Annotated in this window: 17 protein-coding genes; 3 read left to right on the top strand and 14 right to left on the bottom strand. The window is 70.6% G+C overall.

The window, feature by feature from the left end:
- Positions 1-208 precede the first annotated feature (208 nt).
- The 12 genes from AC1DIW_RS01530 to AC1DIW_RS01475 all read right to left on the bottom strand — a co-directional run bounded on the left by AC1DIW_RS01530 (position 209) and on the right by AC1DIW_RS01475 (position 12,445).
- On the bottom strand, positions 209-922 hold the full coding sequence (locus AC1DIW_RS01530; protein WP_478106235.1) for a hypothetical protein: 714 nt from the start codon (positions 920-922) through the stop codon (positions 209-211).
- The gene (locus AC1DIW_RS01525; protein WP_478106234.1) at positions 906-1,511 is read right to left on the bottom strand and encodes a hypothetical protein; all 606 of its coding nucleotides are present in this window, start codon (positions 1,509-1,511) and stop codon (positions 906-908) included. The genes AC1DIW_RS01530 and AC1DIW_RS01525 overlap by 17 nt, the downstream gene beginning before the upstream one ends.
- A gap of 25 nt (positions 1,512-1,536) precedes the next feature.
- Positions 1,537-2,835: an MCE family protein gene (locus AC1DIW_RS01520; protein WP_478106233.1), complete on the bottom strand. Its 1,299-nt coding sequence runs from the start codon at positions 2,833-2,835 to the stop codon at positions 1,537-1,539.
- Positions 2,832-4,040, bottom strand: coding sequence for an MCE family protein (locus AC1DIW_RS01515; protein WP_478106232.1), 1,209 nt, complete (start codon positions 4,038-4,040; stop codon positions 2,832-2,834). Before AC1DIW_RS01515 ends, AC1DIW_RS01520 begins: the two co-directional genes overlap by 4 nt.
- Before the next feature lie 56 nt (positions 4,041-4,096).
- The gene (locus AC1DIW_RS01510; RefSeq protein WP_442279663.1) at positions 4,097-5,311 is read right to left on the bottom strand and encodes an MCE family protein; all 1,215 of its coding nucleotides are present in this window, start codon (positions 5,309-5,311) and stop codon (positions 4,097-4,099) included.
- The gene (locus AC1DIW_RS01505; protein ID WP_442279662.1) at positions 5,311-6,342 is read right to left on the bottom strand and encodes an MCE family protein; all 1,032 of its coding nucleotides are present in this window, start codon (positions 6,340-6,342) and stop codon (positions 5,311-5,313) included. Before AC1DIW_RS01505 ends, AC1DIW_RS01510 begins: the two co-directional genes overlap by 1 nt.
- Complete coding sequence (locus tag AC1DIW_RS01500; protein WP_478106231.1) at positions 6,339-7,370, bottom strand: MCE family protein; 1,032 nt, start codon at positions 7,368-7,370, stop codon at positions 6,339-6,341. The genes AC1DIW_RS01505 and AC1DIW_RS01500 overlap by 4 nt, the downstream gene beginning before the upstream one ends.
- Positions 7,367-8,734, bottom strand: coding sequence for an MCE family protein (locus AC1DIW_RS01495; RefSeq protein ID WP_478106230.1), 1,368 nt, complete (start codon positions 8,732-8,734; stop codon positions 7,367-7,369). The genes AC1DIW_RS01500 and AC1DIW_RS01495 overlap by 4 nt, the downstream gene beginning before the upstream one ends.
- Positions 8,731-9,597 carry an MlaE family ABC transporter permease gene (locus AC1DIW_RS01490; RefSeq protein ID WP_478106229.1) on the bottom strand — a complete coding sequence of 289 codons (867 nt, stop codon included), beginning with the start codon at positions 9,595-9,597 and terminating at the stop codon, positions 8,731-8,733. The genes AC1DIW_RS01495 and AC1DIW_RS01490 overlap by 4 nt, the downstream gene beginning before the upstream one ends.
- 9 nt (positions 9,598-9,606) lie before the next feature.
- Complete coding sequence (locus tag AC1DIW_RS01485; protein WP_442279658.1) at positions 9,607-10,377, bottom strand: MlaE family ABC transporter permease; 771 nt, start codon at positions 10,375-10,377, stop codon at positions 9,607-9,609.
- 1 nt (position 10,378) lies between these two features.
- Positions 10,379-11,407, bottom strand: coding sequence for an ABC transporter ATP-binding protein (locus AC1DIW_RS01480; RefSeq protein ID WP_478106228.1), 1,029 nt, complete (start codon positions 11,405-11,407; stop codon positions 10,379-10,381).
- A 144-nt stretch (positions 11,408-11,551) separates the two neighbouring features.
- Positions 11,552-12,445, bottom strand: coding sequence for a hypothetical protein (locus AC1DIW_RS01475; protein ID WP_478106227.1), 894 nt, complete (start codon positions 12,443-12,445; stop codon positions 11,552-11,554).
- Positions 12,446-12,593: 148 nt separating this feature from the next.
- Between AC1DIW_RS01475 and AC1DIW_RS01470 the strand changes: the two genes are divergently transcribed.
- Both AC1DIW_RS01470 and AC1DIW_RS01465 read left to right on the top strand, forming a co-directional pair.
- Positions 12,594-13,985, top strand: coding sequence for an FAD-binding oxidoreductase (locus AC1DIW_RS01470; RefSeq protein ID WP_478106226.1), 1,392 nt, complete (start codon positions 12,594-12,596; stop codon positions 13,983-13,985).
- On the top strand, positions 13,985-15,109 hold the full coding sequence (locus AC1DIW_RS01465; protein WP_478106225.1) for a pyridoxal-phosphate-dependent aminotransferase family protein: 1,125 nt from the start codon (positions 13,985-13,987) through the stop codon (positions 15,107-15,109). Before AC1DIW_RS01470 ends, AC1DIW_RS01465 begins: the two co-directional genes overlap by 1 nt.
- 281 nt (positions 15,110-15,390) lie before the next feature.
- Here the strand turns inward: AC1DIW_RS01465 and rplL are convergent, their stop codons facing one another.
- Entirely contained in the window at positions 15,391-15,777 is a 387-nt protein-coding gene (rplL, locus tag AC1DIW_RS01460) for a 50S ribosomal protein L7/L12 (RefSeq protein ID WP_442279653.1), read from the bottom strand.
- A 66-nt stretch (positions 15,778-15,843) separates the two neighbouring features.
- A complete protein-coding gene (rplJ, locus tag AC1DIW_RS01455) occupies positions 15,844-16,428 on the bottom strand; it encodes a 50S ribosomal protein L10 (RefSeq protein WP_442279652.1) in 585 nt (194 codons plus the stop codon).
- Positions 16,429-16,748: 320 nt separating this feature from the next.
- Between rplJ and AC1DIW_RS01450 the strand changes: the two genes are divergently transcribed.
- Positions 16,749-17,636 carry a DUF3152 domain-containing protein gene (locus AC1DIW_RS01450; protein WP_478106224.1) on the top strand — a complete coding sequence of 296 codons (888 nt, stop codon included), beginning with the start codon at positions 16,749-16,751 and terminating at the stop codon, positions 17,634-17,636.
- Positions 17,637-17,697: the final 61 nt, after the last annotated feature.

Below are 17,697 nucleotides of genomic sequence, written 5' to 3'. Positions count from 1 at the left end.
GGGCCTGCGCCCCCGTGAACCCCCGAAAACCACCCCACGGGAGCTCACGGCCCTGGCGGGCCTGCGCCCCCGTGAACCCCCGAAAACCACCCCACGGGAGCTCACGGCCCTGGCGGGCCTGCGCCCCCGTGAACCCCCGAAAGCCGCCCGGGGTCGCGGCTCCGTGGGCCGTGGAACCGCGGCCGACCGAGGGTGGGTCTGGGCCGACTCAGTAGGCGGACAGCTCGCTGACCAGCCAGCGGTCGCCGACCTTGCGCATGGTCGCGATGACCCGGTTCTGGTCGATGGCGGGAGCCTGCTGCGCCTTGGTGGTCGTCGCCTGGTTGACGAATGCCATGACGCGCACCGTCGTGCCCTCGCCGCCGTCACCCGTCGAGTCCATCACGCCGGCGTCGTAGACCTTCGCCTGCACCGTGGCGTCGTTCTTGACGGCCATGGGCTTGATGTCGGTGGCCGCGACCTTGGTGAACTGGTCCTTGAACGGCGAGGCCAGCTGGGGGGTGACCTCCCCTATGTGCTTGTCGAAGGCGGCACCGCTGTAGCTGAGCAGGCTCTCGAGCGTCGTGCGCGCCGAGCCGACGGCGGCGGCGCGGTCGGTGTCGGAGACCGAGGGGCGAAGGGCGTAGACGAGGGATGCCGCGAGCAGGGCGAGCGCGAGGCTGCCACCGATCGCCGGAGCCCACAGGCGCCGTGAGCCGCCGGCACCCACGGTGCGTCGACGGTTCCCGGCGTGCTCGCTCGACTCGTCGAACTCGCTCGTCGAGGGTTCCGCGTCGACCGGGCGCTCGGGGACCACGCGGGGCGGCAGCACGAGCGTCGAGGCGGCGGGCGCGTCGGCGGAAGGTCGGCGGCGGGCGCCGGCCACCCGCTTGCGAGGGCTGGCTGCGCCGACTGGACGGCGGGGTTCAGCTGACGAAGTCAAGGGTGCTCACCTTCCACGCGTCGCCGACCTTGACGAGGTCGAGCCGGAGCCGATAGGTCTTCTTCTCGGCCTGAGGGGTCGAGGCGTTGGAGGTCGGGGCGACGATCCCGACGATGACCTTCGCCGAGTCGTCGTCACTGGACACGAGCGAGGCCTCGGCCCGCTCCACGGTGGAGACCGTCTTGTTGGCGGTGACGACCGGCTTCAGCTGGGCCAGGGTGGACGCATACTCCTTCTGGAACGCGCCGGTGGACTCGTCGAGGACGCGCTTGGTGTCGGCGTCGAAGGACGCGGCGTTCATCGTCACGAAGTTCACCGCGATCTGACGCCCGGCGGCCAGGGCCGCAGCGCGGTTGTCGGCGTCGCGCTGCTGCTGCCAGACCGAGCGGCCGAGGGTCGCCGTGACCGCGACGGCAGCGAGCAGGAGCACGGCAGCCAGGATCCACAGCAGGCGTGGGGTGGGGCGCCACGTGCCTGCGGCGTCCGTCGCATCCGGGGCGGTGGCGGCCGAGCGGTTCGGCTCGCGGTCCGGGGAGCTCTCGGGCGGCTGCGGCCGCTCGGTCTCCGGGTGGGTGTTGACCATCGTCATTGAGGGGGTTTCCTTCCGTCACCGGCTAGCGGAGCGCCTCCTGCATCATCCAGAGCCAGCTCGTGCCGTTGTCGGTCCGTCCGTCGCCACCGGCCGGTGCGACCGGCGACTGCACTGTCAACGAGGAGGGGCTGCCGGAGGTCACGGCCCGGTTTCCCAGTGCCACGGGGGTGGCCCCGAAGGCCATCGGGTAGCTCTGGCCGCTCTGTCCTCCCCGGGTGGGTTTCGGGGCGTTCTGCGCACCGCGGACGTTGACGCCCGAGCCGCGCGAGGCGGCGCAGTGGGCGTCGAGGTTGACCGGCGGCAGCCCCGTCGTGCGGTGCGGGTCGACCTTCGTCGTGCCCTCGTAGCCGGCCTCGCAGGCCTTCGGGTCGTCCACGTTGAGGACGAGACCGAAGTGGGCGGTCCCGTCCCCGGGCACGACCGTGAAGCCACCGGTGACGACGTCGGGGTAGGTGACGAGGAGCTGTTCGATGCCGTCGAGACGGGCGGTCGTCACGTTGCCGATGGTGATGAAGTTGGCGAGGAGCGCGGAGAGGCTCTGCTTGTTCTCCGAGATCAGGGCATCGAGCTGCTGCACCGCCACGGTCCCGCGGTCGAGGACGACGCGCAGGTCGGGGTCGGCCTCGCGCAGGGCATCGGCGACGTTCGCGAAGCCGGACACGCTCGTGCGGATGTCGGCGCCGCTCCGGACCTGGGTGTCGAGGACGATCCGGCCGTCGTCGATGAGGCGCGTGGTCTGCGGAAGCGCCTCGGACGCGACGGCCGTCAGGGCGTCGCCCGAGTCGATGAGCCGCTGCAGGTCCGTGCCGCCGCCCTTGAACGCCTGGGCCAGCTCGTCCACCGTGGTGACGAGGGCGTCGCGCGGCACCGACGCGACGGTGTCGTCGACGTGCTGGAGCAGCTGGTCGATGCGGATCGGGAAGGCGGTGCGGTCGCGGGGGATGACGTCACCGGAGGCGAGGTAGGGCGCCCGGGAGCTGCGCGGTTGCAGGTCGAGGTACTGCTCCCCCACCGCCGAGCGGTTCTCGACGACGGCCTTGGTGTCCTTCGGGATCTCGGTACCGCGATCGAGCCTGGCGTCGACCGCGACGCCGTCACCTGACAGGCGCAGCGCCTCGACCTTGCCCACCGTGACGCCACGGTAGGTCACCTCGGCGCCCACGAAGATGCCGCCCGACTGCGCGAGGTCGGCTGACACGACGTAGCTGCCGCCGGCGATCTTGTCGGTCAGCCCGACGTAGCTGGCCGAGAGGATGGCGACGAGTGTGACGGACAGCAGGGCGAAGGCGGCGAGCTGGAGCCGCACGGTCCTGGTGATCATCGGGAACCTCCCGTGGGGAAGAGCGTGGACCAGGAGGCGGCATCGGCCGAGCCCGACCCGGACTGACCCGAGCCAAGGAGCCCGCCTGGCAAGGTCGGGGCCGGCACGCCGGTGACCGTCGGCAGCGGGACCGTCGGCAGGGGCAGCTTCGGCACCTGCCCCGGAGGCAGGGGGACGGAGGGCAGTTGCACCGAGGGCAGTGCCGCACCCGGGACGTTCGGCAGCTTGCCGACGCCGAGGTTGTCGGCGATGGTGCCGAGGTTGGTGTCGAGGGTCGCCCAGAGGTTGGTGAAGTCACCCTTGATGGTGTTCTGCGCGTTGTTCGGGAAGGGGTAGGTCAGCAGCAGCTGGTAGCTCTTCGGCAGGTCGTCACCTGCCTTGTTGAGCTCGCGCAGGATCGGGCTGATCGCCCGGAGGTTGGCCTCGAGGTCGGCCCGCGACCCGCGGATGACGCGCGTTCCGACCTCGCCGAGGTTCTGCAGGGCGGTGAGCATCGCGGTGAGCTGGCGGCGCTGGTCGGCGAGGATCGTCAGGCCCTTCGGCAGCTCGTCCAGCGCTGCGGCGATCTTGGCCTGGTTCTTCGCGAGCGTCGACGACAGCCGGTCGATGCTGTCGATGGCGCGGACGATCTCGCCCTTCTGTGCGTCGAGTCCGCCGACGAACGTGTTCAGCTGCGTGACGAGGTCCTTGACGTCACCGGTGCGGCCACGGAGCGCGTTGTCGAGCTCGACCTCGATGGTCTTCAGCTGGGCGACGCCACCACCGTTGAGGAGCAGCGACATCGCCCCGAGGACCTCCTCGACCTCGGGGTTGCGGCCGGTCCGCGTCAGCGGGATGCGGTCCCCCTGCCCGAGACGGCCCTGGGGCGGCGCGTCGGTCGGAGCTGCGAGCGCGACGTACTTCTCGCCGAGCAGCGAGGTCTGCTTGAGCTCGGCGGTGGCGTTGTCCGGCAGCACGACGTTGCCGGGCAGCCGCATCCGCACCGTCGCGGTCCAGCCCGTCACCTGGATGTCCTCGACCGAGCCCACGGTGACCTGGTTGACCTTGACCGACGACTGGGGCACGAGGTCGAGGACGTCGGCGAACTCGGCCGTGACGGTGTAGGAGTTGTCGCCCGTGCCGGCACCGCCGGGGAGTGGCAGGTCGTAGGCGCTGCAGCCGGAGGCCCCTACGAGGGTCAGCAGGCTGAGCGCGATGGTCACCACGCGGGTCTTCCTCGGGGGGGTCACGGGGGGCGTGGCCCCCCGTGGGTCGGCATACGTCATCGGGAGCCTCCGAGCAGTCCGCCGAGAGTGGGGTCGGCACCGCGCAGGTTGACCAGGCCGCTCGGCTGGGGGGTGCCTTGCAGCGCAGCGCCGCTCGGCAGCGAGGGGAGGGTGGGCAGCTTCGGCAGGAGTGCGCTCTTGAGCGAGTCGCACAGCTTGGTGTTCCCGGTCTGCGTCGGCCCGGTCAGGATCGAGCACACGAGCAGCAACGGGTCGTCGAGTCCCTTGGCGTTGTTGCGGGTGTCGAGCGTGCCGGTCTGGGGGTGGTAGGCGTTCTGGAGGTTCGACAGCGCGACGGGCGCGTTCTCGAGGACCTGCGCCAGCGCCTGGCGGCTCTTGACGACCGCGTTGGTCACGCTGACCGTCCGGTCGAGGTCGCTCTTGAGCAGGGCCCGGTTGTCGGCGACGAAGCCCGAGACCTCGTCGACGGCGACACCGAGGCTCTCGAGCGTCGCCTTGAGGTTCTCGCGCTCCTCGCTGAGCTGGGTCGCGACCGTGGCGAGGTCGGAGTTGAGCCGACGCACCTGCGTGTTGTTCGTGGCCAGCATCGAGGTGAAGGACTGGAGGTTCTTGACCGTGCCGAAGAGGTCGTCACGACTCCCGGACAAGGTCGACAGCGCGGTCGACAGGTCGTGGACCGTGCCGTTGATCTTGTCGCCGTTGCCGTCCAGGTTGGCCGCGGACGTGCGCAGCAGCTCGTTGAGCGCGCCGTTCTTGTTGGCGCCGTCGGGTCCGAGCGCCACCATGAGGTCGTCGAGGCTCTGGGACACGCGGTCGAGCTCGACGGGAACCGCGGTGCGCTCGAGCGGGATCCTGGTCCCGGCGGCCATCGCGGGCCCGGACTGGTAGACGGGGAGCAGCTGGACGTAACGGTCCGAGACGAGCGACGGGGCGACGATGGCGGCCTTCGCCGAGGCCGGCACGCGGTACTTGTCGTCGTAGCTGAAGGTCACGTGCACGTGGTCACCCTCGGGGGTCACGGTGTCGACCTTGCCGACCTTGACCCCGAGGATGCGCACGTCGGAGCCCGGGTAGAGACCGACCGCCCGGGTGAAGTCGGCACTGACCGCCGTCTGGCCCTGGTGCGGCCAGAAGACGACGGCCGCCGCGACGAGCGCGACGACGACGAGGCCGGTCACCACCTTGCCGAGCACGGTGGCGGGACCGTGGAGGCGGCCGAACGGCATACGTGACACGCGGGACGCGGGCATCAGCGACCACCTCCGGAGGTGCCGGGAAGGAGCAGGTCGGGCAGCTTCGTCCCGGGCAGGGCCAGCCCGGGCGTGCCGACGGGGACGACGAGGTTGGAGACCCACGTGTCGAACCAGCGACCGGTGCCGAGCGTGTTGGCGTAGACGCGCGTGAACGGCGCCATGGCGTCGATCGTCTTCTGCAGGTCGGTCTCGTGCTTCTGGAGCAGGGCCAGGGTCTTGTCGAGCTCGGCGAGGGCCGGCTTCAGCTGGGCCCGGTTGTCCCGGGCCAGCCCGGTGAGCTGCGTCGCGAGCGCCGAGGTGTTGCGGAAGAGCGTGCGGATGTCGTCGCGGCGCTTGACCAGCTCGACCATGAGCAGGTCGGCGTCCTTGATGAGGGTGCTCACCTGGTCGTTGCGGCTGCGCACGAGACCACTGACGCTGTTGGCCCGCTGGAGCAGCGAGCCCAGCTCCGCGTCGCGGCTCGCGACGGTGCGCGAGAGGCGGGACAGGCCGTCCAGGGTGGCCTTGACGTACTTCGGGCTGTCCTTGAACTCCGTGGCGATGACACCGAGGGACGTCGCCAGCTGGCCGGTGTCGATGCGTTCGGTGGTCGTCGTCAGGTCCTGGAAGGCGTTGACGATGTCGTAGGAGCTGACCGTGCGCGCCAGGGGGATCTGCGCGTCCGGGTCGAGCTGGCCCTGGCCCTTGGGGTCGAGCGCGACGTACTTCTCGCCGAGGATCGTCTTCATCCGGATCGAGGCGCCGGTCTGCGGGCCGAAGCTCGCGTCCTCGGTGATCGTGAAGTCGACACGGACGTGGCCGTTCTCGAGGTCGACGCCCGTCACCTTGCCGACCTTGACGCCGGCGATGCGCACGTCGTCGTCGGGCTTGATGCCGCCGGCCTCCGAGAAGGCTGCGCTGTAGGCCGTCCCGCCGCCGATGATCGGCAGGTTGGACGCGTTGAAGGCCAGGTAGAGCAGCACGGCGATGACGAGCAGTCCGACCGCGCCGATGGGGACCGGGTTGCGCTCTCGGAAGGGGATGCTCACGACTTGCACCTCGCAGACGCGACGTCGTAGGTGGGGCTGACGCCGGGCAGGATCGGGCTCCGCGTGTCGAACTTGCAGAGGTAGAAGTTGAACCAGGAGCCGTAGGTCGCCGTGCGGGTCAGGGTGGTGATGCGGCCCGGGGCGCCGGTGATGAAGTCCTCGAACTCCTTGACGTTCCCCGGCTTGTTGAGGGTCGTGGCGAGAGTACGCAGCTGGGCGACGTCGTCCTTGATGAGCGGTCGCGTCGAGACGAGCAGGTCGGCGGTCTCGGCCGAGAGCGTGTTGATGCCGGACAGCGAACGGCCGATCGTCTCGCGGTCCGCGGCGAGCCCGCTTGTGAACCGCTGGAGCTGGTCGATGAGTGAGAGCAGCTGCTGGTCATGGGAGTCGACCGTGCCGAGCACGGTGTTGAGGTTGTCGATGGTGCGACCGATGACGGCGTCGCGGTCGGCGATGGCGGACGTGAGGCTGGCCGTCTTGGCGAGCAGGGAGTTCACGTCGCCGCCCTCCCCCTGCAGGGTCTGGATGAGCAGACCCGAGAGCTCGTTGACGTCGCTCGGGGACAGCGCCGCGAAGAGCGGCTTGAAGCCGTTGAAGAGCACGGTCAGGTCAAGCGCCGGGTGGGTGCGCGACAGCGGGATCGTCGAGCCGTCCGCCAGCGGCGCCGGCGCGCCGGCGCCCTGGGACAGCGCGAGGTAGCGCTGGCCGACGAGGTTGCGGTACTTGACCGTCACCTCGGTGCCCTGGGTGAGGACCGAGCTCTTGAGCACCGAGAAGTCGATGTCGGCCGTGGCGCCGTCGGAGGTCGCGTCACGGGCGACGCGCACGTCGGTCACCTCGCCGACCCGGACACCGGCGATGCGGACGTCCTGACCGGGGATCACGCCCGTGGCGTCGCTGACGACGGCCGTGTAGGTCGCCTTGGAACCGAACTGGATGTTCGCGATGGTCAGCGCGAGGATGCTCGTCGCGAAGAGCGTGACCGCCGCGAAGACGATGAGCTTGACGAGTGAGCCCTTGACCTTCATCGCGTGCTCACCACCGTGCCGCGCATCATCGGACCGGCGAGCAGGGTCTGGATGCTGCTCGTGTCCTGGTCGACGGGGTGGCCGTCGCGGGCGAGGAGGGCGCCGACGACGCGCTGCTCATCGGCAGTGCCGGAGCTCCCGGAGTCCGCGGCGGACGCGTTGCCGAGCAGCGCCTGCGGCACGGCGGAGAAGGGCTGGGCGTTGCTCGCGGGCTGGGTGCCGTCGTCGAAGTGGTTGCCGGCGAAGGGGTTGGACTGGGAACCGCCCGGTGTCGGCAGGCCGTAGCAGTGGGGCCCGCGCTTGTCGTCCCAGCGCGGCTCCTCCCCCGGCCGGTACGGCTGGCGGGGTGGCACGACCTCCAGGGTGATGTGGAAGGTGCCGCCGGAGAAGGCCGCGTTGGCGCGCGGGAGCCAGTTGACCAGGCCGGAGGCCACGCACGGGTAGATGGGCGAGTACTCCGCGAGCAGCTGCAGGGTCGGCTTGCTCACCTGCCCGACCTGGATGATGCGCTGCTCGTTGTCGTGCAGGAACCCCGCTGCGTCGTTGGCGAAGCCTCCCGTGCCGACGAGGAAGGCCGCGAGCTGCTGGTTCTTCTCGACGATGGTCTTGTTGGTGACCCGGAGCGACTCGGTGAGGCGGAAGAAGTCGGGGGCGACCCCGGCGTAGAGGTCAGCGGTGTCGGCGACCAGCGAGATGTCCTTCTGGATCGTCGGCATGCTGGGGTTGAGCGCCTTGAGATAGCGGTCGACCAGCACGAGGTTGCGACCGATCTGGTCGCCGCGGCCGTCGAGGGTCGTCGACAGCGCGTTGAGGGTGGTGGCCAGCTTGGCCGGCTGGACCGTGCGCAGCAGCGGGTAGAGGTTGTCGAGGACGGTCTCGAGCTCGATGGACACCCGGCTGCGGTCCTGCGGGATGACGTCGCCGGCCCGGATCGGCCGCGCCGGCTGGGCCGCCGTGACGAGGTCGACGTAGCGCTCGCCGAACAGGGTCTTGGGCAGCAGGCGCGCGGTGACGTTCGACGGGATCTTCGCGACCTCGTCGGGCTGGAGCGCCAGCTCCAGCCGGGCCCCCGTGGGCGTGGCCTCGACCTGGCGCACCTCGCCGACGAGCAGGCCGCGCAGCTTGACGTCCGAGCTCTCCTGCAGCTGGCTGCCCAGGCGGTCCGTCTCGAGCGTGACCATGACGACGGGCGTGAAGCGCTTCTGGAACGACGCGATCGCGAGGCCGAGGAGCAGCGCCAGCACGAGGAGGAAGACGATTCCGTATGCCTTCTGCCCCAGGCGTTTCCGCGTGTGCTGGGTGATCGGGCCCGGTGTCGCGTCGGTGCTGACGTCCGTGGCGGCATCGGTCGGCGCGACGGTCATCCGGCGATCCTCACGCTCGTCGTGGCACCCCAGATGGCGAGGGAGAGGAAGAAGTCGACGATGTTGATGGCGACGATCGAGGTGCGCACCGCCGTGCCGACCGCGACGCCGACACCGGCCGGACCACCCGAGGCGGTGTAGCCGTAGTAGCAGTGGATGAGGATGATGACGACGGCGAAGACCATGACCTTCGCGAACGACCAGAACACGTCACCGGGCGGCAGGAACAGGTGGAAGTAGTGGTCGTAGGTGCCCTCGGACTGACCGAAGTACGCCGTGGCGATGAACCGCGTGGCGGCATACGAGCTGAGCAGCCCCAGGACGTAGAGCGGGATGACGGCGATGAAGCCTGCGATCATGCGGGTCGTGACGAGGAACGGCAGCGAGGGGATGCCCATGACCTCGAGGGCGTCGACCTCCTCGGAGATGCGCATGGCGCCGAGCTGCGCCGTGAAGCCGCAGCCGACGGTCGCGGCGAGCGCCAGGCCCGCGACGAGCGGGGCGATCTCACGGGTGTTGAGGTAGGCCGAGAAGAAGCCGGTGAAGGCGCCGGTCCCGAGCTGCTCGAGGGACGAGTAACCCTGCAGACCGACCTCGGTCCCGGTGAAGAAGGCGAGGAAGGCGATGACGCCGACCGTGCCGCCGATGACCGAGAGCGCACCGGTGCCGAGCGACACCTCGGCGAGCAGCCGGACGACCTCCTTCTTGTAGCGGCGAAGCGTGCGACCGCTCCACGCGAGCGAGCGCACGTAGAAGCGCATCTGCTCGCCGAGTGAGTCGAGCGCCCGCGAGGGCCTGGACGCGAGGTCGAGCAGCCGCTCCGCGCTCGCGCCACGGGTCGTCTTGTCCGTCGTGGTTGCCATCGTCGCCTCTCAGATCTTCTGCGGGACGACTTGGAAGTACACGGCCGTGATGACGAAGTTGACGACGAAGAGCAGCATGAAGGTGATGACGACGCTCTGGTTCACGGCGTCACCCACGCCCTTCGGACCGCCGCCGGCGTTCAGCCCCTTGAAGGCGGCCACCACCGCGGAGATGGCGCCGAAGATCAGCGCCTTGATCTCGGCGGTCCACAGGTCGGGCAGCTGCGCCAGTGCGGTGAAGCTGGCGATGTAGGCGCCCGGCGTGCCGCCCTGGACGATGACGTTGAAGACGTAGCCACCGACGACCCCGACGACCGAGACGAGGCCGTTGAGCAGGACGGCGACGAGCATCGAGGCGAGGACGCGGGGCACGACGAGGCGCTGGATCGGACTGATGCCGAGCACCTCCATGGCGTCGATCTCCTCGCGGATCTTGCGGGAACCGATGTCGGCGCAGATCGCCGAGCCGCCGGCGCCCGCGATGAGCAGGGCGGTCACGATGGGGCTCGCCTCGCGGAGCACCGCGAGCACGCTCGCCGCTCCGGTGTAGGACTGAGCCCCGAGCTGGCGGGTCAGCGTGCCGAGCTGGAGGGCGATGACGGCGCCGAACGGGATGGACACGAGGGCCGTCGGCAGGATGGTCACGCTGGCGATGAACCACGCCTGCTGGATGAACTCCTTGACCTGGAACGGACGTTTCGGCAGGGCCCTCATGACGTCGAGGGCGAGGGCGAAGAGGGAGCCCGACTGCCTCAGGGCACCGGTGAGGGGCGCGGCCACGTCAGCTCACCTCGCCGACGAGCTCGGGAGACTCCGCCGTGGTGGGCTGGACGGCCGTCGGCGTGGCCGGCGCGGAGCGGACGCCGGGGACGCCCGCCTTGTCGGACAGGAACGAGCCGGGCGGAGGGGTCACGCCGTTGGCGCGACACCAGTCCCCTGCCGGGCGCTCCGCGCGACGCGGCGACCCGTCGCTCGTGCGCAGCTGGAGGGCGATGGGTGGCAGTGGGGGCAGCTCCTGGCCCTCCTCGGCCGCCAGCTCGTCGGCGTCCTTCTCCTCCGACATGCCGATCGGGCCCACGGTCTGGGCGTTGAGGAACTGGCGCACGACCGGCTCCTCCGAGCTCAGCAGCATCTCGCGCGGGCCGAACATCGCCAGGTGCTTGTGGTAGAGCAGCCCGATGTTGTCGGGCACGGTGCGAGCCGTGTTGATGTCGTGCGTGACGATGAGGAAGGTCGCGTCGATCTGGGCGTTGAGGTCGATGAAGAGCTGGTTGATGTAGGAGGTGCGCACCGGGTCGAGGCCCGAGTCGGGCTCGTCGATGAGGAGGATCTCGGGGTCGAGCACCAGCGCGCGGGCCAGGCCGGCGCGCTTGCGCATGCCGCCGGAGATCTCACCCGGGAGCTTGCTCTCGGCGCCCGAGAGACCGACGAGCTCCATCTTCTCGCTGACGATGCGCTTGATCTCGGCCTCGGTCTTCTTCGTGTGCTCGCGCAGCGGGAAGGCGACGTTGTCGTAGAGGGTCATCGACCCGAAGAGGGCGCCGTCCTGGAAGAGGACACCGAACAGCTTGCGCACCTCGTAGAGGTCGGCCTCGCGCAGGCGCGTCAGGTCGCGCCCGTTGATGACGATCGAGCCGGCGTCCGGCTTGAGCAGCCCGACGAGCGTCTTGAGGAAGACGGACTTGCCCGTGCCCGAAGGCCCGAGCATGACCGAGATCTCCCCCGCGGGAAGCGTGAGGGTCACGTCCCGCCAGATCGTCTGCGAACCGAAGGTCTTGGTCAGACCCGTGACCGCGATCTCCACACCCATGTGGCACCTACCTGTGTCTCTCTGGCCGTCTCGACTCGGCTACGGGGGAAACGACAGGACTCAGGGGAAGTTACGGGTGAGTTCTGTGCCGTGGACTCGTGGCGCTCGGCGCCACGAATCACCGACGCCGGCGGCGTGACGACGTCAGCCGTGGGTGCCGGTGACCTCGTGGCCGACCCCGCCGTCATCGACGCGCAGCGTGACTGACGCGATGCGCTCGCCGCCGTCGAGCTCGGCGAGGCGCCCGAGCACCTCGGCCATGCGGCCGAACGTGTCCGGGGTGGGCACGGGGGCCTGCCCGTCGGCGTTGCCCGACAGCCCGGTCAGGCGGTGGTCACCATCGACGGTGATGGCCGCGGTCATCCGGTGGAGGGGCGCACCGCGCTGCTCCTCGATCCCGTGCCGCAGCGTCCAGGCCAGCTCGTCGAGAACGTCCGAGGTCGTATGCCGCGTGGTGGCCGCGGTCTCCGTGTCGTGACCGGGTGCGTGCCCCTCGCTGAGGAAGCCGGTCCCGGCGAACTCGATCTTGGCGAAGTCGACCTCGGCGTCGCGGGCCAGGGAGTTGTCGATGACGTAGGCGAGGTTGACGGCGAGGTCGGTCATGCCCGGGTGCAGCTGCTGGCCGACGAAGCGTGCGCACAGCAGCAGCGCGTGCACCCGGACCATGGTGCGGCCCTTGCGGTCCTGCACCTGCTGCTCCGGCTCGACCCGGTCCAGGTCGAAGCCGTCGCGGGGGTAGAAGTGGACGGGCCGCTCGAGGACGAAGAGTGAGTAGTCCGGACGGTCGGAGCCTGGCACGACCCGGTAGAGCTCACCGTTGAGGGGCAGCTGCCACTCGAGCTCCGGGGGCGCGGTGTCGAAACGGGTCACCGAGACGAGGGGCCCGTAGCGGCCCTGGGGGCTCGACGCTCCTGTCGTCCGTCCGGCTGCAGCAGGCACCGGGACGGACGGCGCCGGCGGTGCGCCGCCGGCGGCGGGCGCCGTTGCCTCGGCAACGTCGCCGGCATCGGGCCTGAAGGTGCGCGACAGCCATCCCATGCGGCAAACCTACCGGGCGGGGTCGACGGATCGACGTGGCGTGGCGGGGTGTCCGCTGGAGCGGGTCGGCCGGTCCCGACCGGGCGGAACGGCATACGCCATCGCATCGCCGGGCGCACGACCCGACGGTCGTGGTTACGGTGGTCCGGTGACGACAGTGAGCAAGGACGCTCCCGACCTGAGGGCCCTCGAGGGGCTTGCCGAGTCCCTGACGCCGGGCGCCCTGGTGACCGAGCCCGACAGCGTGGCGGCCTACCGCTTCGACTACACCGCTGACGCCGGCGCCGGTGTGCCGCTCGCCGTGGTCCGCGCGTCGAGCGCGGCCGACGTGCAGGCCACCGTGCGCTGGGCCGGCGAGCACGGCATACCCGTCGTGCCTCGAGGAGCGGGCAGCGGGTTGTCGGGCGGCGCGAACGCCATCGACGGCTGCCTCGTGCTGAGTCTCGAGCGGATGCGGGCCGTGGGGATCGACCCGGCGACGCGCACCGCCGTCGTCGAGGCCGGCGCCCTCAACGTCGAGGTCAAGCAGGCCGCGGCCGAGCACGGGCTCTGGTACCCGCCCGACCCGTCGTCGTTCGAGATCTGCTCCATCGGCGGCAACGTCGCGACCAACGCCGGCGGGCTGTGCTGCGTCAAGTACGGCGTGACGACCGACTACGTGCTGGGTCTCGACGTCGTCCTCGCCGACGGCACGCTGGTGCACCTCGGCGGACAGCGGGTCAAGGACACGGCGGGGCTCTCGCTCGTCAAGCTCTTCGTCGGCAGCGAGGGCACCCTCGGCATCGTGACGCGGGCGACCCTGCGGCTCGTTCCGGCCCAGGCGCCGCCCGCGACGCTCGTCGCCACCTTCGACACCGTCGAGGACGCGGCCCGAGTGGTCGTCGCGGTCGGCAACACCCTCCGCGCGTCGATGATGGAGCTGATGGACCAGACCTCCGTCAACGCCGTCGAGGACCACCGCAGCATGGGTCTCGACCGTGACGCCGGGGCGATGCTGCTCGCGCAGTCGGACGCGCCCGGCGCAGCTCGCGGCGAGGAGATCGCCGTCATGCAGCAGCTGTGCGAGGCCGGGGGCGCTCGCGAGTGCTTCACGACGACGGACGCGGTCGAGGGAGAGATGTTCGTGGCAGCCCGCCGCGCCGCCATCCTCGCCATCGAACGCCGCGGCGCGATCATGCTGGAGGACGTCGGGGTGCCGGTGCCGCGCCTGCCGGACCTCCTGGCCGGCATCGCCGAGATCTCCCGTCGCCACGAGGTGGAGATCCCCGTCGTCGCGCACGCTGGAGACGGCAACACCCACCCCGTCATCGTCTACCCCGCCGGTGACCCCGGCGCGAAGGAGCGCGCGACCCTGGCCTTCTCGGAGGTCATGAGCCTCGCGATCGGTCTCGGCGGCACCATCACGGGCGAGCACGGCATCGGCCGCCTCAAGCGCGACGCCCTCCCCGAACAGCTCGGGCCGGACGTCATGGCCCTCACCCATCGCATCAAGAGCGCCCTCGACCCGCAGGGCATCCTCAACCCCGGAGCAGGATTCTGATGACCACTCCCCCCGCCACCACCCGCCGCCCGATCGCCGACCGGCACCTCTTCGGCCCCGGCCCGTGCAACCCCTACCCCGAGGCGACGCTGGCCCTGGCGGCGCCGCTGCTCGGGCACCTCGACCCCGACTTCCTCGCCATCATGGACGAGACCTGCGACCTGCTCCGCTACGTCTGGGGCACCGACAACCGCCGCACCCTGCCCCTGTCGGCCACCGGGTCGGCCGGGATGGAGGCAGCCTTCGTCAACACCGTCTCCCCCGGCGACGTCGTCGTCGTCGCGGTCAACGGCCTCTTCGGCGAGCGCATGGTCGACGTCGCGGGACGCCACGGTGCCGACGTCGTCCGCGTCGAGCACGAGTGGGGCACCCCCGTCGACGCCGAGCGGGTGGCCGCTGCCCACCCGTCACCGAAGATCATCGCCGCCGTCCACGCCGAGACCTCCACGGGTGTCCGCTCCGACATCGCCGCGCTCGGAGCGCTCAAGGGCGACGCGCTGCTCCTCGTCGACGCCGTGACGAGCATCGGCGGCATCGAGCTGCGCGCCGACGACTGGGGCATCGACATCGGCTATGCCGGCACCCAGAAGTGCCTCGGCGTCGCCCCCGGACTCGCCCCCTTCACCATCAGTGACCGCGCCTTCGAGCGTCGCGTCCTCAAGCCCTCGTCGTGGTACCTCGACCTCGGCCTGCTCGGCGGCTACGTCGGCGAGGCCTCCGGGTCCGGCAAGCGCACCTACCACCACACCGCCCCGACGGCGATGGTCGTCAGCCTGCACGCCGGTCTGCAACGCATCGCCGACGAGGGCCTCGAGAAGGTCTGGGACCGCCACGCCGAGGCCGGACGCCTGCTCCAGGACGCCCTCGAGGAGATGGGCCTGACGCTCTTCGCGCAGGAGGGCGCGCGTCTCCCGGAGCTGACGACGGTCCGCGTCCCCGAGGGCGTCGACTCCGCCGCGGTCCGCGCCTACCTGCTCGAGCGGCACGACCTCGAGATCGGCGCCGGGGTGGGCGAGTTCGCCTCGACCGTGTGGCGCATCGGCCTGATGGGCCACAACGCCCGACCCGACCGCGTCGCGCTCGTCCTCGCCGCCCTCAAGGACGCCCTGGCCCACGCCGCCTGACCCCCGTCCCCGACCGGTCGAGGTATTGCGCGACCGTATGCCGTCGCGGATCACCTCGACCCACGCGGGGCGCGGCGGTGGGAGCGGCATCGGAGGCGGCCACCCGGCATACGGAAGCCGTGCGTTGGCTGGGACGGCCGCCGACGCTCCACGCCGCGAGTGCCGCTGCGCCCCGCGACCGCGCCCCGCGCCCCCCGACCGGGGACAGCAGAAGGCGGGTCCGACCAGTGGTCGGACCCGCCTTCGCGGTAGAGCAGTGATCCCGGCTCAGCCGGGTCAGATCACTTGAGCTCGACGGTGGCGCCGGCGCCCTCGAGCTGGTCCTTGGCCTTCTCGGCCGCAGCCTTGTCGACACCCTCGAGAACGGGCTTGGGAGCGCCGTCGACGAGGTCCTTGGCCTCCTTGAGGCCGAGGCTCGTGAGCGCGCGGACCTCCTTGATGACCTGGATCTTCTTCTCACCGGCGGCGACGAGAACGACGTCGAACGAGTCCTTCTCCTCCTCCTCGGCGGGGGCAGCGCCGCCAGCGCCGGCCGCGGGGGCGGCGGCGACGGGGGCAGCAGCGGTGACCTCGAAGGTCTCCTCGAACTGCTTCACGAACTCGGAGAGCTCGATGAGGGTCATTTCCTTGAAAGCGTCAAGGAGCTCGTCGGTGCTGAGCTTCGCCATGGTGGCTTCCTTCCTGTTACTTGCCGTGAGTGGCTGATTGATGAATCGAGCGGACGCCGGTGGGCGTCAGCTCTCGTCGCCACCCTCGGCGACGTCGGTGGTTGCCTCGGCGGCCGGAGCCTCCGTGGCGGTGCCCTCCTCCTCGCGCTTCTGACGCAGAGCCTCGACCACACGGGCCGTCTGCGACAGAGGAGCAACGAAGAGGTAGGCGGCCTTGGTGAGGGAGCCCTTCATGGCGCCCGCAAGCTTGGCCAGCAGAACCTCGCGGGACTCGAGGTCCGCGAGCTTCGTGATCTCCTCGGGGGACAAGGTCTTGCCGTCGAGGACGCCAGCCTTGATCACGAGGAGGGGGTGTGCCTTGGCGAAGTCACGCAGACCCTTGGCCGCCTCGACCGGGTCACCGGTGATGAAGGCAATGGCCGAGGGGCCCTGGAGGTGGCCGTCGAAGGCCGTGATACCGGCCTCCTTGGCGGCGCGCTCCGTGAGCGTGTTCTTGACCACGGCGTAGGTGGCGTGTTCCCGGATCGAGCTGCGCAGCTGCGAGAGCTGGGCCACGGTCAGACCGCGGTACTCGGTGAGAACGGCCGCACCGGACTCACGGAACTTGTCCGTGATCTCGGCAATGGCTGCGCTCTTCTCGGCGTTTGCCATCTGGGCCTCCTTCCCTTGCGTGGTGCCGCCCGTCGAAAGGGCCCGGAGGGCCTGCACGAAAAGAGCCCCGGCGCAGGGCGCTCGGGGCTCGCAGCGACATACACGAGGTATGCCGTGAGGCTGAGTGTCCTGCGCTGGCTGCCCGCAACGCGTGCGGAACCTTCGGGAGATCGTGGTTGCCCACGCCCTCCAACCGGCGGTCATTGGTCGTGGACCAGAGTACGGGCTCGATCCCTCCCGACCAAATCGGGTTCGGCGCTCCCCGGCGGGTCCTGTGCCTGTCCCCCGGCCGCAGCGGGTAGGAATTTACCGTGACATCGATGGCGAGTGACAGTCCTGTGCGCCGGCCGACCCCCGCCGAGCGGCGGGCGGTCCGCCGCCGTCGATGGTTGGCGCTGCTGGCCGTCGTGCTCTGCCTCGCGGCCGACATGTGGACCGTGTCCCGGGCCGGCGCCCGCGAACCGATGTCCGACCGTCCCACTCCGCAGGCCTCACCCGCTCCCTCGGCGAGTGGGTCACCCCTTTCGCCGGCGGACCAGGCCGAGCAGGTTCCTGACGCGTCGACCGACTCGCAGGTCGGTGGCAGCTCGCCCACCCCCCGGAGCAGCGCGGCCGGGAAGGCCGCCGGCTCGACCGCCGGCGCCGTCATCGAGGCCGGGTCCGGCAGGTTCACGGTCGTGTCGATGCCGGCCGCGGCGCTTCGCCCGACGCCTGCGGGCGGACGCACGGTCCGCTACACCGTCGAGGTCGAGGACGGCACGGGCATCTCGGGCGAGGACTTCGCCACCACGGTCGGGACGGTCCTGACCGACCCCCGTGGCTGGCAGACCAAGGACGGGGTCCGGTTCGTCGACGTGCCGCCGGCGGAGGCGGCCAAGGGTGCGAAGGTCGACCTTCGCATCACCCTGGCCAGTCCCGACACGACCGACCGGCTGTGCGCGCCGCTGGAGACGCGCGGCCAGGTCAGCTGCCACAACTCCGGACGGGTCGTGCTCAATCTTCGTCGCTGGGTGCTCGGAGCCGCGGCGTACGGCAAGGACGTCGCCACGTACCGCGTCTACCTCGTCAACCACGAGGTCGGCCACGGGATCGGCCACCCGCACGAGTACTGCGGCGGCACGGGCCAGGTGGCTCCGGTGATGATGCAGCAGACGTACGGCCTGCAGGGCTGCACCGCTTGGCCGTGGCCCACGCCCAAGCCTGCCTGACGTCGCGTCGCGACGGGCACGGCGCCCGACCCCCCGGGAACGCGTCAGGCCGACCCCGTGC

This window comes from Terrabacter sp. 01T434 (assembly GCF_056398545.1).
This window is presented reverse-complemented; position numbering and strand designations above follow the sequence as displayed.

What these genes read in the sequence shown, in the direction of transcription:
- AC1DIW_RS01525 (WP_478106234.1), bottom strand. Translation starts at nt 1,511, where the DNA reads ATGACGATGGTCAACACCCACCCGGAGACCGAGCGGCCGCAGCCGCCC.
- AC1DIW_RS01520 (WP_478106233.1), bottom strand. Translation starts at nt 2,835, where the DNA reads ATGATCACCAGGACCGTGCGGCTCCAGCTCGCCGCCTTCGCCCTGCTG.
- AC1DIW_RS01510 (WP_442279663.1), bottom strand. Translation starts at nt 5,311, where the DNA reads ATGCCCGCGTCCCGCGTGTCACGTATGCCGTTCGGCCGCCTCCACGGT.
- AC1DIW_RS01500 (WP_478106231.1), bottom strand. Translation starts at nt 7,370, where the DNA reads ATGAAGGTCAAGGGCTCACTCGTCAAGCTCATCGTCTTCGCGGCGGTC.
- AC1DIW_RS01495 (WP_478106230.1), bottom strand. Translation starts at nt 8,734, where the DNA reads ATGACCGTCGCGCCGACCGATGCCGCCACGGACGTCAGCACCGACGCG.
- AC1DIW_RS01490 (WP_478106229.1), bottom strand. Translation starts at nt 9,597, where the DNA reads ATGGCAACCACGACGGACAAGACGACCCGTGGCGCGAGCGCGGAGCGG.
- AC1DIW_RS01480 (WP_478106228.1), bottom strand. Translation starts at nt 11,407, where the DNA reads ATGGGTGTGGAGATCGCGGTCACGGGTCTGACCAAGACCTTCGGTTCG.
- AC1DIW_RS01475 (WP_478106227.1), bottom strand. Translation starts at nt 12,445, where the DNA reads ATGGGATGGCTGTCGCGCACCTTCAGGCCCGATGCCGGCGACGTTGCC.
- AC1DIW_RS01465 (WP_478106225.1), top strand. Translation starts at nt 13,985, where the DNA reads ATGACCACTCCCCCCGCCACCACCCGCCGCCCGATCGCCGACCGGCAC.
- rplL (WP_442279653.1), bottom strand. Translation starts at nt 15,777, where the DNA reads ATGGCGAAGCTCAGCACCGACGAGCTCCTTGACGCTTTCAAGGAAATG.
- rplJ (WP_442279652.1), bottom strand. Translation starts at nt 16,428, where the DNA reads ATGGCAAACGCCGAGAAGAGCGCAGCCATTGCCGAGATCACGGACAAG.
- AC1DIW_RS01450 (WP_478106224.1), top strand. Translation starts at nt 16,749, where the DNA reads ATGGCGAGTGACAGTCCTGTGCGCCGGCCGACCCCCGCCGAGCGGCGG.